The sequence below is a fragment of the Sphingobacterium sp. UBA5639 genome (genome assembly GCF_002421245.1).
Classification (GTDB): Bacteria; Bacteroidota; Bacteroidia; order Sphingobacteriales; family Sphingobacteriaceae; genus Sphingobacterium; species Sphingobacterium multivorum.
Genome location: NZ_DIJR01000024.1, coordinates 179,746 through 203,029 on the forward strand (window position 1 = coordinate 179,746; position 23,284 = coordinate 203,029).

A 23,284-nucleotide genomic window follows, 5' to 3' on the forward strand; every position below is an offset into this window, starting at 1 on the left:
TTTAAATGATTTGTTTATTTTATTATTCTGATAGAAATTTGCAGTATTGATAATTTTACTTATATATGAAGAAGAGTTTATTAGCACTTGCACTAGGGGGATTAGGGATAGGTATTACCGAATTTAGTATGATGGGGATGTTACCGGACGTTGCCCAAAGCCTGCAAGTTTCAATTCCGGAAGCTGGTTATCTCATTACCGCTTATGCTTTGGGTGTTGTTATTGGTGCTCCACTATTGGTAGTTGCTATGAATCGGTTGTCGCCCCTTAAAACCCTGATTACCCTCATGGGATTATTTACTCTGTTTAATGGATTATCTGTGATTGCTCCAGATTACGGTCTTTTGCTGGTGTCGCGTTTTATTTCAGGATTGCCGCATGGTGCTTTCTTCGGAGTAGGGTCTGTCATTGCTAGTCGATTGGACGATCCTGGGAAAGAAGCGCAGGCGGTAGCGACGATGTATTCGGGATTGACCATTGCCAATTTATTTGGGGTTCCATTGGGTACCTATATAGGGCATCATTTTTCATGGCGTTATACTTTCTTATTGATTGTTGTCGTCGGTATTTTGACCATGTTAGCCTTAAAGTTGTGGATGCCTAAAATGAAAGCAGCACCTAAAAATAATCCCTGGAAGGACTTTGGCATTTTTCGCAATGTGAATGTCTGGTTTATGGTTTTATTATTTTCAGTGGCCCCAGGGGCGTTGTTTGCCTGGATAAGTTATATTGCTCCGCTGATGACTGAAGTGTCTGGGATTGCTGATAAATACCTGCCGTATATTATGGTGTTGGCTGGATTGGGTATGTTTGTGGGGAATTTGATCGGCGGGAAGTTGACGGATACTTTTTCGCCAACAAAGGTGGTCGTAGCCGTATTGGTGGTTCAGATTTTATGTATGCTGGCTATTTATGGCCTGTCCGACAACGTTGGGATATCCTTGGTGATGACTTTTTTAACCGGAGTCACTACTTTTGCGCTTGTACCTTCGTTAACCCTATTATTGCTTAATTCGGTAAAGAGTGATGCTGAAATGTTGGTTGCTTCTCTGGGGCCTGCATGTTTTAATATTGCGAATGCGTTGGGTGCTTTTTTAGGTGGTGTGCCTATTAATCAAGGCTATGGTTACACTTCTCCAGCTTTGGTTGGTGCGGTAATGGCGGCATTAGGGATAGTCATTTCTTTATGTTACATCCAACGAAGCAAAAAGCAGCCGACTATGGATAACAAAGAAGTTCTTGAGGATGCCGTTGGTCAACTTTCATAATCCTTCATGTCGTCTTGAAATTTGTTGTCGGTCCTAAAAAAATAGCGAATAGGATTGATGTTAACCAATATTTCCACCAATTCTATTGAAGATAGACTTAAATTGAACATCGATATTTTCACCCAGGTACATGCGCTTGGCCCGGCGTTTTATAGGATTTCCTTGGTTCAATAGGAAGGAAACTGTGGTTGTATTCTCTTGAGGTAGTACAATTTTGGAATTTTGCCTTAAATAGAGTTTTAACAAAGCCATTCCGGCGGATTGTTTATTGGCGACAATAAGACCTTCTCCCAAAGTGGGAAGGTAATAGCCGCGGACAGTTTTGTTTTCCACATAGACAAAGCCAGCCGTGAAATGTGGTTCTATTTCGAACCGTCTATTTTCGGCAGCAGTTTTCTGGTCGAGTGCCAAAAGTTGCTCGCTATAACGGGATTGATAGTGCTGTATGCTGTGGTCCGGTTCTTCAAGCTGAGTGATCTGTATATCATCAAAGAAAAGATAGGAAGAAGATTCCTTAAAGCCGAGTTTTGTGTAAACTGGAGCGCCCATATCCGTTGCAATGAGTTGGATGCTCTTGCATTTTTTGCTATTTGCTATATGAATAAGTTCTTGGGTGATGTGTTTCCCATAGCCTTTTCCTCTTTCATCGGCAGCAACGATAATATGTCCCAACCAGGCTACGTTACTATGGATAATGGTCGTACCTATGGCGACAATTTTCTGATCGACCAGGAGTTTTATGGGAAAACAAAAAGGGCTTTCTATATAGTGTTGTATTTTGATCGTGATATTGCCCCATCCTTCCGGACTTAGCGTTGTAATTATGGGAAGATCGGAAAACTGAATAGGATCAAAATTCATGTAGCCTCTATTTTATTGCGGTTTTATTGTACTTGTTTTTATATTCAAGGGGGGATAGTCCCGTAAACCGACGGAATATTTCACGGAAAGCCTTTACGTCAGTATACCCAATAGCGTACATTACTTCATTTACCGTTTTCCGCGAGCTTTCCAATTCCTTTTTTGCCGATTCCACTTTTATCCGTTGAAGATATTCCACAGGTGTATTACCTGTCGCTTTAATAAATCTACGGTCGAAATTCCGGCGTCCGACGGTGAATTTTTCAGATAACTTCTCCATGGAGATTTTTTCTGAGAAGTTATTCTCGAGATAGTCCTGTGCACGCATGACCATTTCATCGCCATGTGACTTTTGACCATTAAAGATCATAAAATCGGATTGCGTTTGTCTGGCAATATCAATTTGAAATATTTTGGAGCAATAAATCGCTGTCTGTCTGTCGTAAAACTTTTCAACCAGGTAAAGGAGGAGGTTGAGGAAGGAATAACCGCCACCATTGGTATAGATTCCCTGCTCATCGGTAATAATTTGTTCTGTTTTTAAGTTGACTTTGGGGAAGAGCTTATGGAAGTTTGCTGCTGATTTCCAATGGATAGAGCAGCTTTTGGTATCTAAAAGTCCCGTGGATGCGAGCAGATATGCACCGGTACACATGCTTGCAACATTTGCTCCTTTGGCATGATGGTGTAATATCCATTCTGAAAGAACGCTATTCCCAGCTTCTATTGCAGTAAAATTGGAAATGACAGCGGGTACAATAATGAGGTCTGTTTTTTGAATTGCAGTGATATCTTTCTGTGGCATGACCGTTAATAATCCATTGACAAAGTTACTCTGTTTAGAAACTCCTGCTAATTCTATAATAAATATAGGCTCCCTGTTCAGTTGATCGTAATAGCGGTTCGCTTCGGTGAATACATGGTATGTTCCAATAATGCACGATATGGTATTAGGGCCTGTCTGACTGTTTGGAACTAAGATCGTTAGGTGTTTCATGTTGAAAGTTTATAAGATTGAATAAACGATAGTACGCTTATTTGATACTATTCAAATATACCGAAACGACTTGTCTAAATCAACCGCTGAGAATGTCTATTTTACACCCCTTTTTGTGTTTTGAACTCCACTATATTTGATCTATAAATTTAAATTAATACGACAGGATGGTACAAATGATCGCAATATATAAGTTGACCGAAGAATCTTGGCGCCTCATGATGATGATGTTCAGATTTACATATTTGATTCGATTGAGTTATAGGAAGATAAGAAGTATGAGTTAATGGTTAAAAATACGAAGAATGATGAAAAAGGAAGATTTTAAAATGAGTATTACCGTTGATGCAGGTGCTCAACGCGTATTTGAAGCAATCAATAATGTCCGTGGATGGTGGTCTCAAAATATTGAAGGGCTAACTGCTGCTTTGCATGATGAGTTTATATATCATTATCAGGATGTACATCGTTGTCGAATACGAATAGAAACGATGGAAACAGATCGTAAAGTAGTCTGGCGGGTCCTCGAAAACTATTTTAAATTTACCCAGGATGAACGGGAATGGACTAATAGTTCCATTATCTTCGATATTGTTGAAGATGTAGGTACAACTACATTACATTTCACCCATCGTGGGCTTAATTCCCAGATGGAATGTTATAAGGTATGTCATGATGCCTGGACATATTACATAGCGGACAGCCTAAGACAATTGATTTTAACGGGGATGGGACAGCCTACTCCAAAGGAGGAAATAGCGCTGGACGCTATGGAAGAGAATCGCATACCACATGATCCTGGGACAAAAAGTATCTACCATAGATTGTTAATTGAAACTCCGGTAGAGACTGTTTACAAGGCGCTTACAACGGCGGAAGGACTAGCAGGCTGGTGGACACCAGATACGAAGGCAAAGCCAGAGATTGGTGCGATCCTGCGCTTTGGATTTGGTCCCAGCTATTTTAAAAATATGGAAGTTATTTCGCTGAAGCCTTATTCCAGGGTCGAGTGGCGCTGTGTCAAGGCATTTGAGGAATGGATTGGAACGACACTGACCTTTGAACTTGAACCTCAGCAAAAGGGATGTATGCTGCTGTTTCACCATGATGGCTGGACAAATTATAGTGCGGAATTCGCTTCCTGTAGTTTTGATTGGGCACTATTTTTCAGGAGTTTAAAATTTTTCTGTGAAAAAGGAAAGGGTTTTCCTTATCCCGAATTTAATGTATAAAATTCGGGAAGGGGCATAGTGTATTTTTGGTATAAAATGAGACTATCGCAATAGCTTGGCAATCGCATGCAGATAGTCTTTATTTTTAGAAAAATCATTATGTCCCTCCTTTGCCAACCGAATCAATTTATCCTGTTTTTTAAAGAATCTACTCAGTTTAATGGAAGAGTCAAAATAGACGGCTTTATCCTGGTCTCCGTGGAAGATGATCGTTCTACATTTTACTTTTTGTAATGCCGAAGCATTGTCGAAATGAAAGGGGAGCCCGCTTGTATCGAGCTCAGGAGCGATATGTTGCGTCCAATCTTCAAAACTATAGTAAGGTGCCTGAAGAATAAGTATTTTTGGGGCGTTATGCGAAGCAATAGTTGAAGCCAGTGCTGTACCCATCGATTGACCAATTATGATGATATGATCTTCCGGATAATGTTGTTTCAGGTTATCATAGACTATTTGCAGATCACTATAAAGTAGTTCTTCATTGGTTACTTTACCTTCACTTTTTCCGTAACCTCGGTAGTCTAACATAAAAAGATCATAGCCGTTATCAGTATAGATATTCGCAATTTTACCCCAAGTGTCTACCGCCCCATTACTGCCATGCAAATAGAAAATTAGTCCTTTGCTCTTGTCTGCCTTAAACAAGATCCCATGGAGTTTAACATGATCTGCTGTTGTGATAAATTTTTCTTCATATTTGCCCTGAAAATGGAAGGTTGAATCTTGGAGCTTTTTGCCTGGAAATAGTTGTTCCTCAAGGATCTCATTCCAGTTTGGTTTCACTTTAGCCTTACTATTGGCTTGCGCATGTGCTACGAGGTATGAAAAGATGAATAGCAGGAGTAATAGCATTGGACGTGACCAAAGGTGACGATAGAATTTTGTTAATGCGGTGGTATTGTTTACGTGCATAAATATACTTGGTCTATGATTTTTATTTAAGTTACACATTTCTGTGGCATCCAGAAAATGTGGGAATTCCTAGTTTTAGCGGTATCTTTCTTATAAACTTAATCTAGGTTAAGTTTACGCCTTAATCTAGGTTGTTGGAAGCAGACTTCTTCTTGTCGTACCTTTGAGATAGCAATTTAAAATGAAGTGATCATTTAGGCTTCAACTTAAATTCATCAAGAACGATAAAAAAGGAGATTATAACATGAAAAAATCAATTGAAAGAATTTTCCAACGTCCAGCTCGACCTGGCATGGTAGGAGATGGATTTCGTGTATTTAATATGATACCAAGGAATGGGATTTCCCAAAAGAGGATGAGTCCATTTCTTTTACTGGATTTCAATGCAGCATTTGATTTTGGACCTTCGGATCATATTAGAGGCGTGGATGTACATCCGCATAAAGGATTTGAAACCGTGACTATCGCCTACAAAGGTAGTGTAGCCCATCATGACAGTTCGGGGAATAGCGGTGTTATTCGTCCGGGTGATGTACAATGGATGACTGCCGGCGCTGGCATATTGCATAAAGAGTACCATGAAGAGGAATTTTCAAAGAAAGGCGGATTATTTGAAATGGTTCAGCTCTGGGTTAATTTACCAGCGAAAGATAAATCAACAGCGGCGCACTATCAGGCAATTACTGCCGATCAGATGGGGAAAGTCGTGATGCCAGATGCGGCAGGGGTAGTCAATGTCATCGCGGGGAAATTTCAGGATATGGTTGGACCAGCGAGCACCTATACCCCTGTCAATCTATTTGACATCAAATTGGAAGAACAGCATGAAACGAACTTTTTGGTTCCACAAAATCATAATACAGCGATGCTCGTTGTGAATGGCGAGGTTGTAGTCAACGGTGAACTTGCTAAGGAGCATAGCTTTGTCTTATTTGGTCATGATGGTGAAGAGATTTCGATAAGGGCAAATAAGAATGCAGTTTTACTTGTGTTAAGTGGTGAACCCATTGATGAACCTATCGTGAGTTATGGCCCATTTGTAATGAATACACAGGCGGAGATTTACCAAGCCTTTGAAGATTTTCAAGCTGGCAAGTTTGGCGTACTTGAATAAATGAAATAAATTTCCATACATGGCTTATATCCTTAATATGTAGGCCATGTATGGAAATCAAAATAGAAAAGATTGTCCGTTAACTTGCATTTCTTTGGATTGTCGTGCTCAACGACTAAGAAAAGTTTTTTGGTCGTCTATCATAGCCGACATGCACGATGAGGACCAGTAGTGTACAACAAAAGCCGGTCAATACCACGCCATTCCATTGAAAGTATTTCCAAGCCAGGGAAGCCAAGTAACTACCCAATGATCCACCGGCAAAGTAACTAAACATATAGACTGTATTTAGTCGGTTGGTTGCCCCTAGATTTAAGGCAAAAAAAGCAGATTGATTGCTGATATGCATGGATTGTAAACCCAGGTCGATTAAGATTACACCTGTTATTAATCCGATATAGCTATTCCCTCCGATGTAGAATAAAATCCAGCTCAATAGCAGGATAAATATGGAACCAAGAATAATGGTATACGTAGAAACACGCGTTGCCATCCGGCCGACCACTGATGCTGCCAGCGCGCCAACAGCCCCTATTAATCCGAAGGATCCCGCTACGGCAGAGCCTGCGTAGAAAGGAGCTTCCTGTAAATGAAATACTAATGTAATCCAAAAAGCACTGAATCCAGCAAAGCCTAAAGCCCCTCTGAGTGCAGATAGCCGTAATACCGGTTGAGTTTTTGTCAGATGGACCAAGGAGTGCATTAATTGGAGATAAGTACCTTGAAATGTCGGCTTTACATCAGGTAGTGCGAAAGCTAATAATAACATGAATAAAACCATTAATGCTATAGCTATATAATAGATTGCTTGCCATCCCCAGATATCGCCAATAAATCCAGCTGCGACACGGGAAAGCAGAATACCCAATAGTAAGCCACTCATGACCATTCCGATTGATGAATTGCGTTTTTCGAGAGCAGCTAGTTCGGCCGTGAGGGGAACGAGCATTTGAGGAACGACAGAGCTGAATCCAACCATAAAGCTTGCGATATAGAGCAACTCGAGGGTGGGAGCTAAGACCATAGCCAATAAGGAGACTACGATCAGCAGAAATATGGTTAATATTAATTTCTTTCTTTTTATCATATCTCCCAAAGGGACGATAAAGAGCAGCCCGGTTGCAAAACCGATCTGTGTGAGCATAGCAATCATGCTAATTGCAGCTTCACTAACGTGAAAGTCTTTTGCCATCAATCCCAAAAGCGGCTGATTATAATAGTTGTTGCCGACCACTATTCCCGTTGTCAAGGTAATAAGCCATAAAAGGGGCTTCGTAAGTACAGGTGTATGCCGCTTTGAGTCTACGTGAAACTCTATGTTTTGATTTGTTATGTCTGTTGTATGTATCATTTTGAATTTTATTTCCTTGGCTGCAAATTTACAGCGATCAGTAATGGAGGAATTGAAGAATTCGATCCATGAATTGAAGAATTGAAGTTTGATTAACCTAAATTGATCCAGAAGTTCGATAATTATGTACTGGATTAGCTATTGTGTTGCTGTTTTTTGACTTAAGTCATGGTTTTTCAGTTGCGAGGCGATTAGTTTTGGGACTTAAATTTTTTATCAAATGACAGAACTCGAGCATATTATTTGGATTTCTATTATTTTAATTGTGATCACATCAGTTAGGAGCCGTTTAAAACTAGCACTCCCCATTTTATTGGTTATCGTGGGACTTATATTGAGTTTGGCACAGTGCTTTCCGGTATTGGCGATTAATCCCGATATAATTTTTAATATAGTTTTGCCGCCAATTTTGTTTGATGCAGCTTGGAATACATCTATTCCGGATTTCAAACGGCAATTTTCTAAGATTTCTTTATTGGCAGTCGGACTGGTATTGATTACAACGACTGTTATTGCAGTTGTTGTTCATTCGATCATTCCAGGATTTAACTGGGCGATTTCCTTTGCGTTAGGGGCAATTATTTCGCCACCGGACGCGATAGCAGCGACGAGCATTGCGAAGGATCTTCCCCTATCGAGAAAATTAATCACGCTTCTTGAGGGGGAAAGTCTGCTTAATGATGCATCCGCATTAATTGCATTTAAGTGTGCGATTATAGCATTGGTAAGTGGTGGTTTTTCATTTTGGAATGCTGGATTACAGTTTGTGATAATGGGAATAAGTGGAGTGGCAATAGGTTTGTCGATCGGTTATGGGTTTGTAAAATTACATCGCTTTCTCCATGGCAATAGTAATGTCGAAACCTTTGCTGTGTTGTTGTTACCATTTGCGACATATAGCCTTGCTGAACATTTAGCCGCTTCAGGGGTCCTGGCTGTCGTCAGTTTAGGTATGTATATCTCCTGGAATTCCTTTTCCTTATTTAGCTCAGCAAGCCGTTTACAGATGAGCCATTTTTGGGATGTCATTATCTTTATTCTAAATGGACTCGTTTTTTTGATTTTAGGCATGCAGCTTCCCCACATTGTTGAAGCAATACCTCGTTCAGAAATAATCGTTCTGACTTTGTACGGCTTCTTGATCTTCTGTCTGTTAATTCTGATACGCTTAATTGTGACCTACTTTTTTCCGCTGTTTTCTTGTCGGGAAGATAAAGAGGATGCAGCTTTTCAATGGCGATTTCGAAAGGAGTATATTATTTTGTCTTGGTCGGGTATGCGCGGGGTTGTTTCACTTGCTACCGCATTTGCATTGCCTTTATATGCAAACAATGGTTCGCTCATTGCACAGCGAAATACCGTTCTCTTTCTTTCCTTTGTTGTCATTATTTTCACGTTAGTTATTCAAGGAATTAGTTTGCCTCAACTTATTAAGCGTATTACTCCCAAGCCGAACAAACAGGATAAGGGGAAAGAACTAAACGATTTATTGATTGAGCGTTCGTTAAGCTATTTGGAAAGTCTGGAAATCGACAGACCATTAGTGCAAGAAGTCGTACAAAAGATGCAAGTAAAGTTGCAAAATCAAAGGGAAGAACCTAAATGAAGAGATCTATCAAAGACATTATCTGTAGGGATGAGTGGCGAGCATGCTATTTTGACATCGAACTATCTATGATTCAAGTGCAGCGAAAAGAACTTGTGAGAAGCTATCAAAAGGGGATTTATCCCTTGGAAGATGTTAGGAAAAAGGAATTTGAACTTGATTTATGGACAGCAAATATTTATCAAGAAATGAAATTGTAGGTGTTTGCTGTTTTTGACTTAAGTCAATGTTTATTGTTTTTCATGGATAGATCTTTGTCATCAAATAAGCCAGCCTCAGTTATTCGGAAAGAGGCAGGATAATATAGAATGATATGAAAAATTTGTTAACAATGTTTGGGGATGATCCCATAGCAAGAGTAGAAAAGGCATTAAAGGATTTACAGGCCGGTAAAGGGGTTCTTCTTATCGATAATGAAGATCGAGAGAATGAGGGGGATCTTATTTTCTCTGCCCAAAACATGAGCATACCGGATATGGTACAAATGATCCGGTATTGTAGTGGTGTTGTCTGTCTTTGTCTCACCCATGAGAAAGCGAATGAATTAGACTTACCTTATATGGTGTCAGCTAATTCAAGTCCTTACCAAACGCCATTTACAGTATCTATCGATGCAAAGATAGGGGCAACTACGGGGCTCTCGGCTTCCGATCGAATTGCCACAATAAGAGCGGCCTGTGCGCAGGATGCCAAACCGGGGGACCTTGTTCGCCCAGGTCATATCTTTCCCTTGCGGGCGCACGCGAACGGAGTATTGGGTCGCGATGGTCATACAGAAGGCAGTATCGATTTGATGCTTATGGCGGGTTTAGAACCGATGGCTGTCTTATGTGAATTGATGAATGAGGATGGGACAATGGCGCGTTTGAATGAGGTCTCAGCATTCGGACTGAAACATAATCTTACCGTATTATCTATTGAGGATATTGTTACCTATAGAAAGCTAAATAGTAATCATCGAAAAACAGTATATGAATCAGACAAACACTAAAAAAATAAGATCGTTATTCCGCGTTGGCCGAAAAGAGCACCTTACACCACATCTTATCCGGGTAATATTTGATTTAACCGATGAGCAGCTCGGGTTATTGGCCGAAGTCAGTTCGGGTTCAAATAACAAGCTTTTCGTTCCGTTGCAGCACAATGCGCAAGAAGTAGTCGTCAGAACTTACACCAATCGTAAAATAGATCTTTCTAACAGAGAATTGCATATCGATTTTGTTGTTCATGGTGATAGCGGTCCTGCATCTGCTTGGGCAATCAAGGCGGAAAAGGGCGATCAATTGGAAATTGGCATGAAGGAGAGCAAAAGAAAATTGGTTCCCCAGGTAGACTGTTACCTGCTGGTTGGAGACACAACAGCTTTACCGGTTATTGCTGCAATATTAGAAGAGCTTCCAGCGACGGCTAGAGCAAAAGTAATTATTGAGATTCCGGCAAAAGAAGACGAGCTTGTATTGTCCTCAGCCTGCAGTGCACTCATACAATGGTGTTATAATCAGACACCAGAACAAGGGAGTAATCTCGCTGAATATGTTAAGAAAGCCGACTTTAGGGCGGATGATCAAACGAGTTATATCTTTATTGCTGCGGAGTATGCCATTGTGAAAGAATTACGTCATTACTTTCGGGAGGAAAAAGGGAGAACTTCACAAGACCTATATGCCTGCGCATACTGGAGAGTGGGGCATGCAGAAAGTGAACTTATGAATTTAAATGAGCCGATCTAGTTCTTGAATTAGTTACTGTTAATCCAATTTTATTAGTTTTGCTGGAAATTAATTTAGAACAGCAATTAAAATGGATGAGCTATTGATATCCTATATCACGAGTAAAATTACGGTAACAGAAGATGAATTACATCTAATACGCTCATATTTTAAGCCTTTAAAGCTAAAGAAAAATGAGTTTTTGTTGGCCAATGGTGAAATAAGCCAACGCTCATTTTTCGTGACCAAGGGGTGTTTACGTATTTTTTTTATTAATGAGTCTGGACAAGAAGCAACACGCTACTTTGCCTTTGAGAATCAGTTTGCAACCGCATTAGTCAGTTTTATTACAGGAGAAGAGTCCGAAGAATTCATTCAGGCTTTGGAACCTACTGAAATCTACTATATAAGTCATAAGGATTTTTATCATTTGTTGGACCTTATTCCACAGTGGGAGAAGTTCTACCGTCTCTATTTGGAAATTGCCTATGTAACAAATACAAAGCGTCTGATGTCATTTTTAATGCAAGATGCCCTTGAAAAATATCGTTTATTGTTGGATGAAAATCCAATGGTTGTCAGAAGGCTATCCAATAGAATAGTTGCTTCCTATCTGAATATTTCACAGGAGACATTGAGCCGTTTAAAGTCAAAGCTCTAAAACTCAACTGGCCTATNNATAGGCCAGTTGAGTTTTAGAGTAAGATAGATGAAAATAGTGCAGACTGATCAATCAGGTTTAAAGATTTATTTGCTGATTTCTCTTTTTGCGAGAAGCATTATAGACAATGATCACACTAATCGTCATCAGGATAAATGCTAAGAAAAACGGCGCGCCAGAAAATTTAAATGGTGCTTTGTCATGGGTGAAATAATAAAATAGGTTTGTCATCATTGGTGGACCAATAATCGATGTTGCACTCATTAAGCTTGTTAGTGCACCTTGAAGTTCACCCTGTTCGTTTGAAGGAACATTTTTTGTAATAACAGACTGAAGAGCTGGTCCACAAATACCACCCAAGCAATAGGGGATAAGGAAGACGAACATCATCCATCCTTCGCTTGCAAACGAGAATAACAGTAGTCCAATAGCATACAGGGTCAATCCATAGAAAATGCTTTTTTGTTCACCAAGTTTGGGCGTTGTCCATCGAATTAAAACGCCCTGAACCAATCCAATCAATAATCCAATAACACCTAATGAGATACCCACCATTCTTTCTGTCCAGTCGAATTTATACATGGTGAAGAAGTTCCAGTTACTTTGAACTGCGTGGCCTGCGATATATATTAAAATTAAGGCAACGATTAATCCGGATATTTCTGGATGTTTTCCAAGAAACTTAAAAGATCCAATTGGATTTGCGCGTTTCCATTCAAAAGCTCTACGTTTTTCTTTATCTAAGCTCTCAGGTAAGATAAAATAGCCATATAGAAAGTTTAGCATACACAGTCCTGCGGCCGCATAAAAGGGAACCCTGGCACCATAGTGACCGAGCAGACCGCCAATAACTGGGCCGATGATAAAGCCTAGACCAAATGCAGCGCCTATCAAGCCAAAGTTCTTTGCCCGATCTTCATCCGTAGATATATCGGCGATATAAGCACTTGCCGTTGTAAAACTAGCACCTGTCAATCCGGCGATAACGCGTCCTAAGAATAGCCAACCTATAGTTGGTGCGAGGGCAAGAAAGATGTAGTCTACCGCAAAGCCAAAAAGTGAGATCAATATAATTGGCCTTCTGCCATATTTATCGCTGAGGTTACCAACGACGGGAGAACAGATGAATTGCGTGAAAGCATAGGCAAAGCCGAGCCAACCACCATATTTTGCCGCTTCACTGACATCGCTATGAATCAATTCCTCGATAAGTTTAGGGACGACAGGAATAATGATTCCCCAACCCGTAATATCGATTAGTAGTGTAATAAATATGAATCCGATTGCTGCTTTTTTCTTGGAATTTTCCATCATGATTCAAAAGTAATGAAATCCTTAAAAACTTGTTTGTTATTTAATTACTAATTTGTGGTGAGTGTCGCATTTTCGATAGCGTTAACAAATCGAAAAGAGGGAGCTTTTTTCTTTCGATAGCGTGCCCATTTCTGGTTAAATCGCTTGACATTTGGGATGGTGCAGCACCGTGAAATTACATGAATTCGCAATAAAACACAGTTTATTTGCTTGGGTATGTAAGGATAAAGCAAGTTCTATCTGGGATTCATCTGTGATGAGAACCTCGGGGTGTAATATAACTTCTGTAAAACGACCACTTCCATCTCCATCCGTTTCCAGGGTAGCGATAGCATTGTCCTTATAGGATAAAATCTCGATGCTATTTTTCGAGCAGACGTATAAATAGGACATCATGTGGCAAGAAATCAGGCTGCTCAGCAGCAAATCTTCCGGATTGTACAATGCAGGGTCACCCTTGAATGCTTTTGCTGCGGAAACTTGCAGGTCAGCTTTCCCCTCGATCGCGATGTGATGGCTTTTTGTATAAATTTTTGAACCTACAGCACTAGGCTGTTCAGGATGATTCCAAGCCAAGGACGCTTTAAAGATATGTTTGTAACTCATTTTGTTTCAAATTTAAGGTATTCTCCGATAACCAAAGCTGCATAAAAGTAGTTGACATCTAATTGTTGTTTATGGGGGTTCTATAAAATTAAATATACGGAAGATCGCAATAAATTTTTTGCCAACCCCATCAATCGTTCATTTTATGGACAATTTATGGTTGAAAATTTAAAGCAATATATTTGTTACAATTTTATTCTTTTATGCGTAATTCTATTTTTTGGTTTGTTCATATCTTAATTGAGATATATTCAGATTGTTAGCGTTATAGGTTGTTGTTTTTTGTCGCAGAAATGTCTTTTTGCGTTCTCGCATAGCAAGTCAGACTACCACAGACTAAAGGATATCATTATATTAGACTGATATTATCGAAAAGTATGCTATCTATGAACAGGTTTTTCCAAAATTACAATACGGGAAAACGTATTATTCTTCATTTGTGTTTTTGGTTTTTGGTTTTGGGAATGCAATTCATTTCCTATCAGCGGATAGATATTGATAATTCCTGGATTTTGTTTGTAAAGGACGTATTTTCTTTGTTGACCATATTTTATGTAACAGCGTATGTCATCATTCCGCGCTGGTTTATTCCTGGAAAGTTTGTGTTGTGTATATTGTGGTTATTGTTTATTTATGCCTGGTGGTCGTTTCTAAGTTATTTTGCAGCCCTATTAACATTGAAATATCTAACACCAGATGTTCGCCTGTCAAGCTATCTTGAAATAATACTAAGTCAAGGAATCTTCGGTGCTTTTCGCCTTTCTTCCATTAGCGATTATTTGTTGGATTTTATTTTTCTGGTGGCCCTGCCTTTGACCGTAAAAATTGTACAGGCGTTTATGTCTGTCCGAAATTCAAAAATGAAACTCGAATTGAAAAATTCAGCACTTGAGTTGAACAATGTCCAGTTGGAACTTGCTTTTCTAAAATACCAGATTAATCCACATTTTTTACTTAACACACTTTATAGCATCTATGTGCTGGTATCCGATCATGATGAAAGAGGCGGCGAAAGTATGATGCGTTTAAGCAGTATGATGGTGTATTTACTGCATGAAAGTAATCAACCCAGGATAGAAATTAGTCGCGAATTTCAATTGCTAAAGGATTATGTTGAATTGGAAAAGTTACGCTATAGCGAGACCGTGCAGATCAATCTAAATTTGGCGGCTGAAGACGAAAGCTGCATGATGGTTCCTTTGATCTTTTTTCCGTTTGTAGAAAATGCATTCAAACACGGACCTCGGCTAAGTTCTTCGGCGGGATGGATATCCATAGACATTAAGGTGAAGGATGACAAGGTGTATATGCACGTGGCTAATGCATATAGGGAACTTTCAAAACCAGAAAATTATATCGGCGGATTAGGGATAGAAAATGTAAAAAAGCGACTGGAACTTCATTATCCTCATCATCATAATTTGGAAATAAAGTCGCATGAGGGTGTATTTAGTGTTAATCTTGTTGTAACTTTACATTCGGAAACAGAACCGTAGCACCAAAGCAGCGGGTTGCGAAGTACTTATGAATAGAATTAAAACTATCCTTATTGAAGATGAGCCTATTGCGAGAGGTCGCCTGGAGAAATTAGTTTCCAAATTAGGCCTGATCGAAATATTGGGTGTATTTGAAAACCCATTGCAAGCAATTGACGTTTTAAGGCAGCAGGAGGTAGATCTCATTTTGTCAGATATAGATATGCCTGAAATGGATGGAATTACCTTTCTCAAAGGACTTGCTCATCCACCATTTGTTGTTTTTATAACTGGGCATTATGAGTATGCTGTTGATGGGTTTGAATTGGAAGTAATCGATTATATCTTAAAGCCACTCCTGACGGAAGAGCGATTGATCAAGGCAATTGAAAAAGTTCAAAAGGCAATCTTGTTTTCTCGAAGAGGGGCACAGAGTGAAAGAAAAGCGATTAAGATAAAGGATCGGAACAAAACTATTTTTATAGATCCTGCAGATATTTTCTATCTAAAAGCCTGGGGGGATTACATTCAAATTTATACGTTAGAAGGTATGCAGACTTTGCTGTCGACCATGAAAGATATGGAAGCAGAACTGCCTTGGGATATGTTTGCTCGTATGCATCGATCCTATATTGTCAATATCAAACAGATCAAGGGTGTTGAGGCAAGTAAAGTCATTCTGAAAAATGGGACAGAACTCGGTATTGGTTTACAATATCGTAATCAGCTCTTCGCGAAGATGGGACTTATATAATTTATCGGGTTCATAGGTTATACGTTTTTTCTGTTTCCCAATTTGCATTTTATAATAGCCAACCATAAAATGGTAAACAGCAAGTTCATGTAAGCGTTGATCGGACATGAACAATCGGTTAATGAACATATGAATGTAGCTTGATAGTAACGATGTTCGGGCTGACTTGAATTCATCTTGATCGGTATGACTCCGTAAGGTGTTAAATATGCTGTATTGAAGTGCATTTAGTTTCTTTTTCGATTCTTCAGGGTTGTCTAAAGGTTTTTCGAACCAGTCTTTTTTCTCTTTAAACTTATTGTTGAGATGAATCCAAAGGTTTTTATTATTATCAAATTCTTGCTGATAAAGGGTATTCATCTGTAGGCAGAAATCTCTTTTCTCGATCAGTGTAAATTTTGCAGCTTCTAATAGCGACTCAATATTTTCGAAAGCCAGGCGCCATCGATCATTGATTGAAGTACTTTGTTGGATAACCTTCAGTACCGTTTCGCTCTGTTGATAGAATAGCTCCTCACTAAGTTCCATACAAAATGGTGTATATCGTTCAATCTCCCGTGTATAAGTGTCAAAGGATAGCGTTGATATCTATCCATCTTTAATAAACTGTTCCAATAGGGTATTAAGCGTGGATATAACGAAATAATACTGGCTTGGATCTGAAAGCTCAACTCTAAATCGAATGTGGGGCGATGGATCGTTGTAGCGTATAAAAAACCATTTTTTTAGGACATCTTGTTGATTAAGTGTCGCTACGATTAGGGGGAAAATTTCCTTTAACAAGGTGTCTGCAACATGTAAACCACAATAGATCTTGGCGTAAAGCCATTCACTGCCCAAGGGGAAGCATCTTTTTAGGTTACTTTCTTGAGGGGCTGATTCATTTGTGAAAGTCTCCTGCTGTGATTCTATTGGAATAATGATTTCGTTGGCAAAAATATGTCCATCTTTATCGCAGGCTACTGATGAATAGTCATTCAGGATATATTCGGTTAATATGATCTCTCTTTTGCACATATGATCCAATACGATTTCTATGCAAAAAGGATTGTCTAAATTTATCAACAATTCATTATCGCCACTGCTGATGATGACCATTGCAGGAATTGCTAGCTCCGCTTGTATATTTTTTATGAAAGCCTGAGGGGTACTGGGGTATTTCGCTATTTTTTGAATTCGCCATTGTGCTCTAGACAAGATAATATTTTTGTAGCTTATTCTTGGGAGTCTCGGCTGCTCCTTCATAATCCCCCAATTCCAGGAAAGATCCAACCTATTATTTTGGAACTGAAAATCTGCGAGAAACTTATATATATTCATACCCTGTTCAAAATTGTGGGCGGTAGTTAAACGGGGTATAACCATTTTATTGAATTTCCTGGACCACAAGATTAGGCGCTGGTCTTTGATGAACAGGTATAAGTCATTAACATCAATTTGCTCTTGTTCTTTATCGATTGTCGGGCTTAGACAAATTGTTGCTTTTCGCAGCGCAGGTCTATAAATGATATTTCCAGCATTATTGTCTGGGTAATGACAAATCTCGGCAAGTATGGCATTTGGAAACTGCTGTTGCTCTGTGTCGGCAGATTCCTTCAACTTGTTATTCAATTTTTCATCCAGATGTGCAAATCTGGAAATTAAGTTTCCTGATGACGAACCACCAATGGTAACCAGATTGAAGAATAAGTTTTCCTGACATGAACTTCTAAGGAGATTGCCGATGGCATAGCATGAAGAAGGGATCGTATTGACAGTTTGTTTACGTTGTTTAGCGATATGATCTAGATCTTTGCTGGTCAGCTGAATTTCGGTGAATTGATTTTTTACACTTTCTACAAATTTTTCAATGACCAGATCTTGATAATGGTGGTCGCCATATTTTTTTTCGCCCGCCGGGGTGATGTTGTTAACTTCCCCGAGTATTTCATCCGTTATATTGTAAACACCTTCTTGACGTCCGTAACCAATCCCAATATCGGGGTCTAGAGCTGTCGTTAGCGGAACCATTCTATCTTCATATTTAACAGAGAACGCAGCTCTAAACCGATCAAAATCTGTTAACTTAGCCTGGTTGCAAAGTGGTAGTAAATCCTGAAATTGATCTCTTATGTGATCTAATGCGGTATCTGATAAATTGTTTTCGTCCATCCCTATGAGAAGGTCCCCCTGTAACGAATTGGTCATATCGAGGTCTGGAGCCAAAGGCTGCAATAATTTAAGGATGGCGGTTCGGATCTCAATGACAGATTGAGAACTATGAAGCCATTTTCTTATCGTTAATAAAGGATTTAAATAATTTCCCTCCTTATCCACTCTTTCAAGCGTCGTTATCAGGCTGTCCAGATAACCTCGGCCAATGACATTGGGCTGTAATTCAGAGGATATGATTCCAAGGCTGATGAGGTTATTGACGAATAGGGCCGCATGCGTTATCGATGCTCCAAGACCTTGCAGCAGATCGATTAATGATTGATAATGACTAGTTTTCTTATTGTGTTCAAAGTATTGGATGACTCGATCCAAAACTGGAGTAAGCCTTATACGTTTCAGGATATGCTGTCCTTTCTTCCCATTTGTCACTTTTTGATAATATTTGTAATATTTACCATCTAAGTATAAGGTGGGATTGAGACGATAATAGAGTTGACTGTAAATTCTTTTGTCTTTTGATATCTGTTCAATAATTTTTGTCAAAATGGTGGTATCCAGTTTTAAAACAGCTTGATTTGCATTTGACCTGATTAACGATACCTTTTTTTCGGAGACGGCAATGTTCCCAAAAGATACCCCTGCGAATAAACCGAAAGGCGTACTTCTGGTGCTCATCCTAATCGCATATTTGAGTAGTGAAGCGATCATTTTTGAGCTGCTTTCTTTCTTGTATTCAAGCCATTTTTGAACTTCCGCCGAGAAGGCCGGGCTTGCCAGAAATAAGGCTTCTTTTAATTGCTCATTTTGAAACAAATGACGAAGTTTCTCTTCTATTTCATGTCGCTCAGTTATCGTTAAAAGATCAACGGCAGATGCAGCTGGAAGTAGCGGCGTGCGCAGAAGAAAATAATCGGATAAGTGGAATAATGACATGAATTAGTTGGACTAGTATTGCATGACTTGTTTTATACAAGACTGAAACATCTGGGGCGAAATTGGTTTTTGCAGCGCAAAATGCTTCCTGTTTTTGATAAATTCTGGATATTGCCAACGTGACACGGCGGAGGTGATGATCAGGATTGGAATATCAGCGATCAATTCGGCTAGTGTATTAATATTACCGCCGCTAACAATGAGATCGAGGAATAGGATGTCTGCAGATTTTAGATCATGGCTAAATAATGCTGGATTTTCAATGTCTTCAACCATCTTAATCAATTGAAGATCTGGAAACATGTGAATGTATTCAACTATTTTTTTTGTCGCCAGGGGTTCATCCTCAATGAGAATACATTTAAGCTTGGGTGAAGTCATATACTTGATTCTTTTTTTATTTATTAGGCAATGAAGACGATTGCTGTAAAGGCGCCTACCAGAACGCCTTCACAGCGTTATCCTCTTTTATATTACTTTTGAAGATGTAACTGTCTTAATAGTTACCAGTTCCATATCATCAAAATCAAAAAATGAGATCGGTTCTACCGCGCAGACAGTTTGTACATCCAGTACAAAATCCTCTGCTAAAAAATTTTCAATGTTTTCCATAGTTATACGTTTAAATTGTAAACAAATGTGCTCGCTATGGAAAAGAACAACGAAAAATATCGACAGAATTGAAAATGAATCAGACGAACTAAAGAATCTATTCGACGAAAAAAATAGTGTCTGTTGCTATTTATGTTCGCGATGTAGTAGACTTTGTTTGCAGAGCCTGCCAGATCATCATGGACATTGAAAGAAGTGCTATTGTGTGTTTCTGGAAAATTCGACGAAATAGCATTTGAGTACGATGAAACAGCAGTAGCTTCATTGTAGTATTCCATCTGGTTCGTTATCTTAGATTCGTCTATTTTAGCATCAAAAAGCCATTTCTTTAGCCATTAAAGCCATGTAGCTTAAATAGATAAACCAACGAGAGGGCTTGAGGTAATTCCTTAAACCAAAAAAGCATCTACCAAAAAAATAGGTGAGTAGTGTGGGCGCGTAAAACAAATGAGAATATGAATTTATCTAATGAAATGTATGGTTTTTTGAAAAGAGAAGGTTTACGGTTATTTAGAAAAAAAGTAAGCTGGCAGACCTCTGCGAGATATCAAATCTATGGAGATGGGAAAACAAAGATCGGTGTCGCATTTGACAGAATTCAAAATTTTATCGATGAAGATACCAGTGCATCCGGCTGGAGTGGAATGGAAAAGATTAAACTCGAAGAACGGGGTGATTACATTATCTATGGTTTTGTTGAGAAAATTGAAAGCTAAAGAAGAGTTCTCCATATGATTTTTCCATTGAGCTTGACCTTTCGTATTTTATTATCGAGTAAATTTTACAAATCAATTCCTTAATTGTGTAATGACTTTAATCTTATTTGTGGCCAAATTTGTTGTGTAAAATTAAACAATAAGTTATGGCGACAGATATTTATAAGGATACGGTTTATCTACCTTTAGAAGATGTTGAAAGCGAACATTGTGCATCAATTGTCGAAAAAGGACTAGCCCAAGTTAAAGGCCTAGCGAGCTATCGGGTGGAATTGAATAACCACAGAGCTGCTATCGTACCGAAGGATAGTGAAGCCGTCGTTAGCAGTGTAAAAACGATCAAAGATCTTGGTTATGGTGTTTCTACATTAACCAAAACATTTCCAGTTCTTGGGATGACTTGTGCCTCCTGCGCCAGTAGCGCTGAAAGTATGGCGAAATATGAACAAGGGGTTGTCAATGCGTCTGTAAATTTTGCAACAGGAAAACTTACGGTGGAGTATTTGCCTAATATTACGGATCATTTAAAAATCCAAAAAGCGGTTCAGGCTGGTGGCTATGATTTATTAATCGAAGATGAATCTACTCAGCAGAAAACGTTGGAGGCTATTCACGCCGAGAAATTCCGTAAGCTTAAAATCAAAACTCGATGGGCAGTAATACTTTCGCTTCCCGTGGTCGTGATAGGTATGTTCTTTATGGATATGCCGTACGCAAATCCTATTATGTGGCTGTTTTCCACGCCAGTAGTTCTTTGGCTGGGCAAGGACTTTTTTGTCAACGCGTGGAAACAGGCAAAACATCGTTCGGCCAATATGGATACGCTTGTTGCGTTAAGCACGGGAATAGCCTACATCTTTAGTGTGTTTAATATGCTCTTTGCTGAATTTTGGCATCAGCGTGGCTTGCATGCACATGTGTATTTTGAGGCCGCCTCAGTCGTCATTGCTTTTATTTTATTGGGTAAGCTACTGGAAGAGAAGGCTAAAGGTAACACCTCATCCGCCATTAAAAAGCTAATGGGCCTGCAGCCTAAGACGGTGATGGTCATTCAATCGGATGGAACAGAGCGTCAGGTCGCTATAGAAGCCGTTAATACTGGCGATATTATTCTGGTGAAACCAGGGGAGAAGATCGCCGTTGATGGGGTTGTTATCAGCGGAAATTCCTATGTTGACGAAAGTATGTTAAGCGGAGAGCCGGTCCCTGTTTTAAAAATGGGCAATGAGCAGGTATTTGCAGGGACGATCAACCAGAAGGGCAGTTTTCAGTTCAAAGCTACAAAAGTTGGCCGGGAAACAATGCTTGCCCAAATCATTAAAATGGTACAGGATGCACAAGGAAGCAAGGCCCCTGTGCAAAAACTGGTCGATCGAATTGCTGCTGTATTCGTTCCTATTGTCATTGGTATTGCTATTTTAACTTTTCTACTGTGGTTTACTTTAGGTGGAGAAAACCATCTGGTACAGGGTTTAATGGCGGCAGTAACGGTTTTGGTTATTGCTTGTCCTTGCGCACTAGGTTTAGCAACTCCCACAGCAATCATGGTTGGAGTGGGTAAGGGAGCTGAGCAGGGTATTTTAATTAAAGATGCGAAAAGTCTGGAGCTGGCCAAAAAGGTAAATACAGTTGTTTTGGATAAAACCGGCACCATTACGGAAGGAAAGCCTGTGGTCACTGACCTTTATTGGAAAAATGATGAGGATAGTTTGAAAGGTATCTTGTTGAGCCTGGAGAAACAGTCAGAGCATCCATTGGCAGAAGCTGTAGTCGGGTATTTTAAAGATGTAAAAGCTACTCCAGTATCCTTTATCGAAAGTATTACTGGGAAAGGTGTTAAAGGCAGTAATGGAATCGAAACGTACTCTGTAGGTAATCGCAGGTTGTTGGATGAGAATGGGATTACAATTCCGACGGATTTGATGGAACATGGCACCCAGTGGGAAAATCAATCCAAAACAGTGATATGGTTTGCCAACAGTCATACTGCGTTAGCGGTAATAGCCATTGCGGACCGGATTAAGGAAACTTCTGTACGTGCCATCAAGGAGATGCAGGCCATGGGCATTGAGCTATATATGCTGACTGGTGACAACGAGGCTACGGCTAGGGCCATTGCCGCGGAAACAGGTCTTCAGCATTACAAAGCGGAAGTATTGCCAGAGCACAAAGCTGATTTTGTTAAAGAATTGCAGCAAAGAGGGCAGGTGGTCGCTATGGTTGGGGACGGTATTAATGACAGTACAGCCTTAGCAACGGCCGATGTCAGTATTGCAATGGGGAAGGGAAGTGATATTGCAATGGATGTAGCAAAAATGACAATTATTTCATCTGATTTGACGAAGATACCGCAGGCCATTCGACTTTCGAAACAAACGGTCGCGACGATTAAACAAAATTTGTTCTGGGCGTTTATTTATAATTTAATTGGGATTCCCCTCGCTGCAGGTATTCTGTATCCATTCAATGGTTTCCTTTTAAACCCGATTATAGCTGGAGCTGCAATGGCATTGAGTAGTGTTAGTGTTGTCAGTAATAGCTTGCGACTTCGCTGGAAAAAATAGCTAACTATGGTTGAGGTCTAGACCTCATCTTAAACGGTAAATATTGCAAAACAAAATAGAAAAACTGTAAGTACAACCCATCGAATTAAAGGGATATTTGTATAGATAATTAAATAGATTAATAACATTAAAATTAAATAACATGGAAAGCAAAGAATTCCAATTTAAAACAAACCTTACTTGTGGGGGATGCGTGTCCAAAGTAAGCGCTGATCTGGATAGTGTAGACGGTATCTATGAATGGAATGTTGACACCACAAATGCAGACAAAATTCTGACTGTAAAAGCTGAAGGCGTTTCGGAGGAAGAAATCATTGAAATTATCAAAAAGAAGGGCTTTAATGCGACGGCCTGCTCCGCCTAATTGTTCAATAAATCTATAGAACCCCATAAAAACACCCTAAAAGTTTTCTCCAACCTTTAGGGGTTTTTTATGGGGTATTGT

The 23,284-nt window shown here is 39.5% G+C and carries 21 protein-coding genes and 1 pseudogene; 13 read left to right on the plus strand and 9 right to left on the minus strand.

Annotated elements, in window-relative coordinates; all coding sequences use genetic code 11:
- The first annotated feature begins 65 nt into the window (after positions 1-65).
- Positions 66-1,268: an MFS transporter gene (locus tag B4Z90_RS14630; protein ID WP_286802625.1), complete on the plus strand. Its 1,203-nt coding sequence runs from the start codon at positions 66-68 to the stop codon at positions 1,266-1,268.
- Positions 1,269-1,328: 60 nt separating this feature from the next.
- On the opposite strand, the gene B4Z90_RS14635 is transcribed toward B4Z90_RS14630, so the two are convergent.
- The gene (locus tag B4Z90_RS14635) at positions 1,329-2,129 is read right to left on the minus strand and encodes a GNAT family N-acetyltransferase (RefSeq protein WP_286751846.1); all 801 of its coding nucleotides are present in this window, start codon (positions 2,127-2,129) and stop codon (positions 1,329-1,331) included.
- A gap of 7 nt (positions 2,130-2,136) precedes the next feature.
- Entirely contained in the window at positions 2,137-3,126 is a 990-nt protein-coding gene (locus B4Z90_RS14640) for a GlxA family transcriptional regulator (protein WP_286802626.1), read from the minus strand.
- A gap of 305 nt (positions 3,127-3,431) precedes the next feature.
- On the opposite strand from B4Z90_RS14640, the gene B4Z90_RS14645 reads away from it, so the two are divergent.
- Positions 3,432-4,358, plus strand: a complete 927-nt coding sequence (locus B4Z90_RS14645) for an SRPBCC family protein (RefSeq protein ID WP_286802628.1) — start codon at positions 3,432-3,434, stop codon at positions 4,356-4,358.
- 42 nt (positions 4,359-4,400) lie between these two features.
- Here the strand turns inward: B4Z90_RS14645 and B4Z90_RS14650 are convergent, their stop codons facing one another.
- A complete protein-coding gene (locus tag B4Z90_RS14650) occupies positions 4,401-5,270 on the minus strand; it encodes an alpha/beta hydrolase (protein ID WP_286802630.1) in 870 nt (289 codons plus the stop codon).
- 244 nt (positions 5,271-5,514) lie between these two features.
- On the opposite strand from B4Z90_RS14650, the gene B4Z90_RS14655 reads away from it, so the two are divergent.
- Entirely contained in the window at positions 5,515-6,384 is an 870-nt protein-coding gene (locus B4Z90_RS14655; RefSeq protein WP_286802632.1) for a pirin family protein, read from the plus strand.
- Between the two features lie 115 nt (positions 6,385-6,499).
- Here B4Z90_RS14655 and B4Z90_RS14660 read toward each other — a convergent pair whose 3' ends face one another.
- A complete protein-coding gene (locus B4Z90_RS14660) occupies positions 6,500-7,735 on the minus strand; it encodes an MFS transporter (protein WP_286802633.1) in 1,236 nt (411 codons plus the stop codon).
- 220 nt (positions 7,736-7,955) lie between these two features.
- Here B4Z90_RS14660 and B4Z90_RS14665 point away from each other — a divergent pair, with 220 nt between their 5' ends.
- From B4Z90_RS14665 to B4Z90_RS14685, 5 genes are all read left to right on the plus strand, one after another.
- Positions 7,956-9,341, plus strand: a complete 1,386-nt coding sequence (locus tag B4Z90_RS14665) for a Na+/H+ antiporter (protein ID WP_286802634.1) — start codon at positions 7,956-7,958, stop codon at positions 9,339-9,341.
- Positions 9,338-9,541, plus strand: a complete 204-nt coding sequence (locus B4Z90_RS14670) for a hypothetical protein (RefSeq protein WP_286802637.1) — start codon at positions 9,338-9,340, stop codon at positions 9,539-9,541. Before B4Z90_RS14665 ends, B4Z90_RS14670 begins: the two co-directional genes overlap by 4 nt.
- A 113-nt stretch (positions 9,542-9,654) precedes the next feature.
- The gene (gene ribB / locus B4Z90_RS14675) at positions 9,655-10,332 is read left to right on the plus strand and encodes a 3,4-dihydroxy-2-butanone-4-phosphate synthase (RefSeq protein WP_286751850.1); all 678 of its coding nucleotides are present in this window, start codon (positions 9,655-9,657) and stop codon (positions 10,330-10,332) included.
- Positions 10,313-11,071 (plus strand): siderophore-interacting protein, encoded by a 759-nt coding sequence (locus B4Z90_RS14680; RefSeq protein ID WP_286802639.1) that lies wholly within the window; start codon positions 10,313-10,315, stop codon positions 11,069-11,071. Before ribB ends, B4Z90_RS14680 begins: the two co-directional genes overlap by 20 nt.
- A gap of 70 nt (positions 11,072-11,141) precedes the next feature.
- On the plus strand, positions 11,142-11,711 hold the full coding sequence (locus B4Z90_RS14685) for a Crp/Fnr family transcriptional regulator (protein ID WP_070564302.1): 570 nt from the start codon (positions 11,142-11,144) through the stop codon (positions 11,709-11,711).
- A 78-nt stretch (positions 11,712-11,789) separates the two neighbouring features.
- Here B4Z90_RS14685 and B4Z90_RS14690 read toward each other — a convergent pair whose 3' ends face one another.
- Together B4Z90_RS14690 and B4Z90_RS14695 are read right to left on the minus strand one after the other, a co-directional pair.
- On the minus strand, positions 11,790-13,025 hold the full coding sequence (locus B4Z90_RS14690; RefSeq protein ID WP_321167224.1) for a TCR/Tet family MFS transporter: 1,236 nt from the start codon (positions 13,023-13,025) through the stop codon (positions 11,790-11,792).
- A 135-nt stretch (positions 13,026-13,160) separates the two neighbouring features.
- Positions 13,161-13,631, minus strand: coding sequence for an OsmC family protein (locus B4Z90_RS14695; protein WP_286751851.1), 471 nt, complete (start codon positions 13,629-13,631; stop codon positions 13,161-13,163).
- Positions 13,632-14,017: 386 nt separating this feature from the next.
- Between B4Z90_RS14695 and B4Z90_RS14700 the strand changes: the two genes are divergently transcribed.
- Positions 14,018-15,127, plus strand: a complete 1,110-nt coding sequence (locus B4Z90_RS14700; RefSeq protein ID WP_286751853.1) for a sensor histidine kinase — start codon at positions 14,018-14,020, stop codon at positions 15,125-15,127.
- Between the two features lie 28 nt (positions 15,128-15,155).
- Positions 15,156-15,860 carry a LytR/AlgR family response regulator transcription factor gene (locus B4Z90_RS14705; RefSeq protein ID WP_286751854.1) on the plus strand — a complete coding sequence of 235 codons (705 nt, stop codon included), beginning with the start codon at positions 15,156-15,158 and terminating at the stop codon, positions 15,858-15,860.
- Here B4Z90_RS14705 and B4Z90_RS14710 read toward each other — a convergent pair.
- The 3 genes and pseudogenes from B4Z90_RS14710 to B4Z90_RS14720 all read right to left on the minus strand — a co-directional run bounded on the left by B4Z90_RS14710 (position 15,816) and on the right by B4Z90_RS14720 (position 19,559).
- A pseudogene (locus tag B4Z90_RS14710) lies at positions 15,816-18,947 on the minus strand (lantibiotic dehydratase). The gene B4Z90_RS14705 and the pseudogene B4Z90_RS14710 sit on opposite strands and share 45 nt — an antisense overlap.
- A gap of 12 nt (positions 18,948-18,959) precedes the next feature.
- Positions 18,960-19,328, minus strand: coding sequence for a hypothetical protein (locus tag B4Z90_RS14715; RefSeq protein ID WP_070564280.1), 369 nt, complete (start codon positions 19,326-19,328; stop codon positions 18,960-18,962).
- 87 nt (positions 19,329-19,415) lie between these two features.
- Positions 19,416-19,559, minus strand: coding sequence for a hypothetical protein (locus B4Z90_RS14720; protein WP_159332940.1), 144 nt, complete (start codon positions 19,557-19,559; stop codon positions 19,416-19,418).
- Between the two features lie 455 nt (positions 19,560-20,014).
- Here B4Z90_RS14720 and B4Z90_RS14725 point away from each other — a divergent pair, with 455 nt between their 5' ends.
- The 3 genes from B4Z90_RS14725 to B4Z90_RS14735 all read left to right on the plus strand — a co-directional run bounded on the left by B4Z90_RS14725 (position 20,015) and on the right by B4Z90_RS14735 (position 23,203).
- On the plus strand, positions 20,015-20,275 hold the full coding sequence (locus B4Z90_RS14725) for a hypothetical protein (RefSeq protein WP_139144941.1): 261 nt from the start codon (positions 20,015-20,017) through the stop codon (positions 20,273-20,275).
- A gap of 146 nt (positions 20,276-20,421) precedes the next feature.
- Positions 20,422-22,839, plus strand: a complete 2,418-nt coding sequence (locus B4Z90_RS14730; protein WP_286802640.1) for a heavy metal translocating P-type ATPase — start codon at positions 20,422-20,424, stop codon at positions 22,837-22,839.
- Positions 22,840-22,981: 142 nt separating this feature from the next.
- Complete coding sequence (locus B4Z90_RS14735) at positions 22,982-23,203, plus strand: cation transporter (RefSeq protein WP_070564271.1); 222 nt, start codon at positions 22,982-22,984, stop codon at positions 23,201-23,203.
- Positions 23,204-23,284 lie beyond the last annotated feature (81 nt).

Coding starts and splice junctions, on each gene's coding strand:
- B4Z90_RS14705 (WP_286751854.1), top strand. CDS start 15,156: ATGAATAGAATTAAAACTATCCTTATTGAAGATGAGCCTATTGCGAGA.
- B4Z90_RS14720 (WP_159332940.1), bottom strand. CDS start 19,559: ATGGAAAACATTGAAAATTTTTTAGCAGAGGATTTTGTACTGGATGTA.
- B4Z90_RS14645 (WP_286802628.1), top strand. CDS start 3,432: ATGATGAAAAAGGAAGATTTTAAAATGAGTATTACCGTTGATGCAGGT.
- B4Z90_RS14685 (WP_070564302.1), top strand. CDS start 11,142: ATGGATGAGCTATTGATATCCTATATCACGAGTAAAATTACGGTAACA.
- B4Z90_RS14665 (WP_286802634.1), top strand. CDS start 7,956: ATGACAGAACTCGAGCATATTATTTGGATTTCTATTATTTTAATTGTG.
- B4Z90_RS14680 (WP_286802639.1), top strand. CDS start 10,313: ATGAATCAGACAAACACTAAAAAAATAAGATCGTTATTCCGCGTTGGC.
- B4Z90_RS14715 (WP_070564280.1), bottom strand. CDS start 19,328: ATGACTTCACCCAAGCTTAAATGTATTCTCATTGAGGATGAACCCCTG.
- B4Z90_RS14730 (WP_286802640.1), top strand. CDS start 20,422: ATGGCGACAGATATTTATAAGGATACGGTTTATCTACCTTTAGAAGAT.
- ribB (WP_286751850.1), top strand. CDS start 9,655: ATGAAAAATTTGTTAACAATGTTTGGGGATGATCCCATAGCAAGAGTA.
- B4Z90_RS14650 (WP_286802630.1), bottom strand. CDS start 5,270: ATGCACGTAAACAATACCACCGCATTAACAAAATTCTATCGTCACCTT.
- B4Z90_RS14700 (WP_286751853.1), top strand. CDS start 14,018: ATGAACAGGTTTTTCCAAAATTACAATACGGGAAAACGTATTATTCTT.
- B4Z90_RS14695 (WP_286751851.1), bottom strand. CDS start 13,631: ATGAGTTACAAACATATCTTTAAAGCGTCCTTGGCTTGGAATCATCCT.
- B4Z90_RS14670 (WP_286802637.1), top strand. CDS start 9,338: ATGAAGAGATCTATCAAAGACATTATCTGTAGGGATGAGTGGCGAGCA.
- B4Z90_RS14690 (WP_321167224.1), bottom strand. CDS start 13,025: ATGATGGAAAATTCCAAGAAAAAAGCAGCAATCGGATTCATATTTATT.
- B4Z90_RS14635 (WP_286751846.1), bottom strand. CDS start 2,129: ATGAATTTTGATCCTATTCAGTTTTCCGATCTTCCCATAATTACAACG.
- B4Z90_RS14640 (WP_286802626.1), bottom strand. CDS start 3,126: ATGAAACACCTAACGATCTTAGTTCCAAACAGTCAGACAGGCCCTAAT.
- B4Z90_RS14660 (WP_286802633.1), bottom strand. CDS start 7,735: ATGATACATACAACAGACATAACAAATCAAAACATAGAGTTTCACGTA.
- B4Z90_RS14630 (WP_286802625.1), top strand. CDS start 66: ATGAAGAAGAGTTTATTAGCACTTGCACTAGGGGGATTAGGGATAGGT.
- B4Z90_RS14725 (WP_139144941.1), top strand. CDS start 20,015: ATGAATTTATCTAATGAAATGTATGGTTTTTTGAAAAGAGAAGGTTTA.
- B4Z90_RS14655 (WP_286802632.1), top strand. CDS start 5,515: ATGAAAAAATCAATTGAAAGAATTTTCCAACGTCCAGCTCGACCTGGC.
- B4Z90_RS14735 (WP_070564271.1), top strand. CDS start 22,982: ATGGAAAGCAAAGAATTCCAATTTAAAACAAACCTTACTTGTGGGGGA.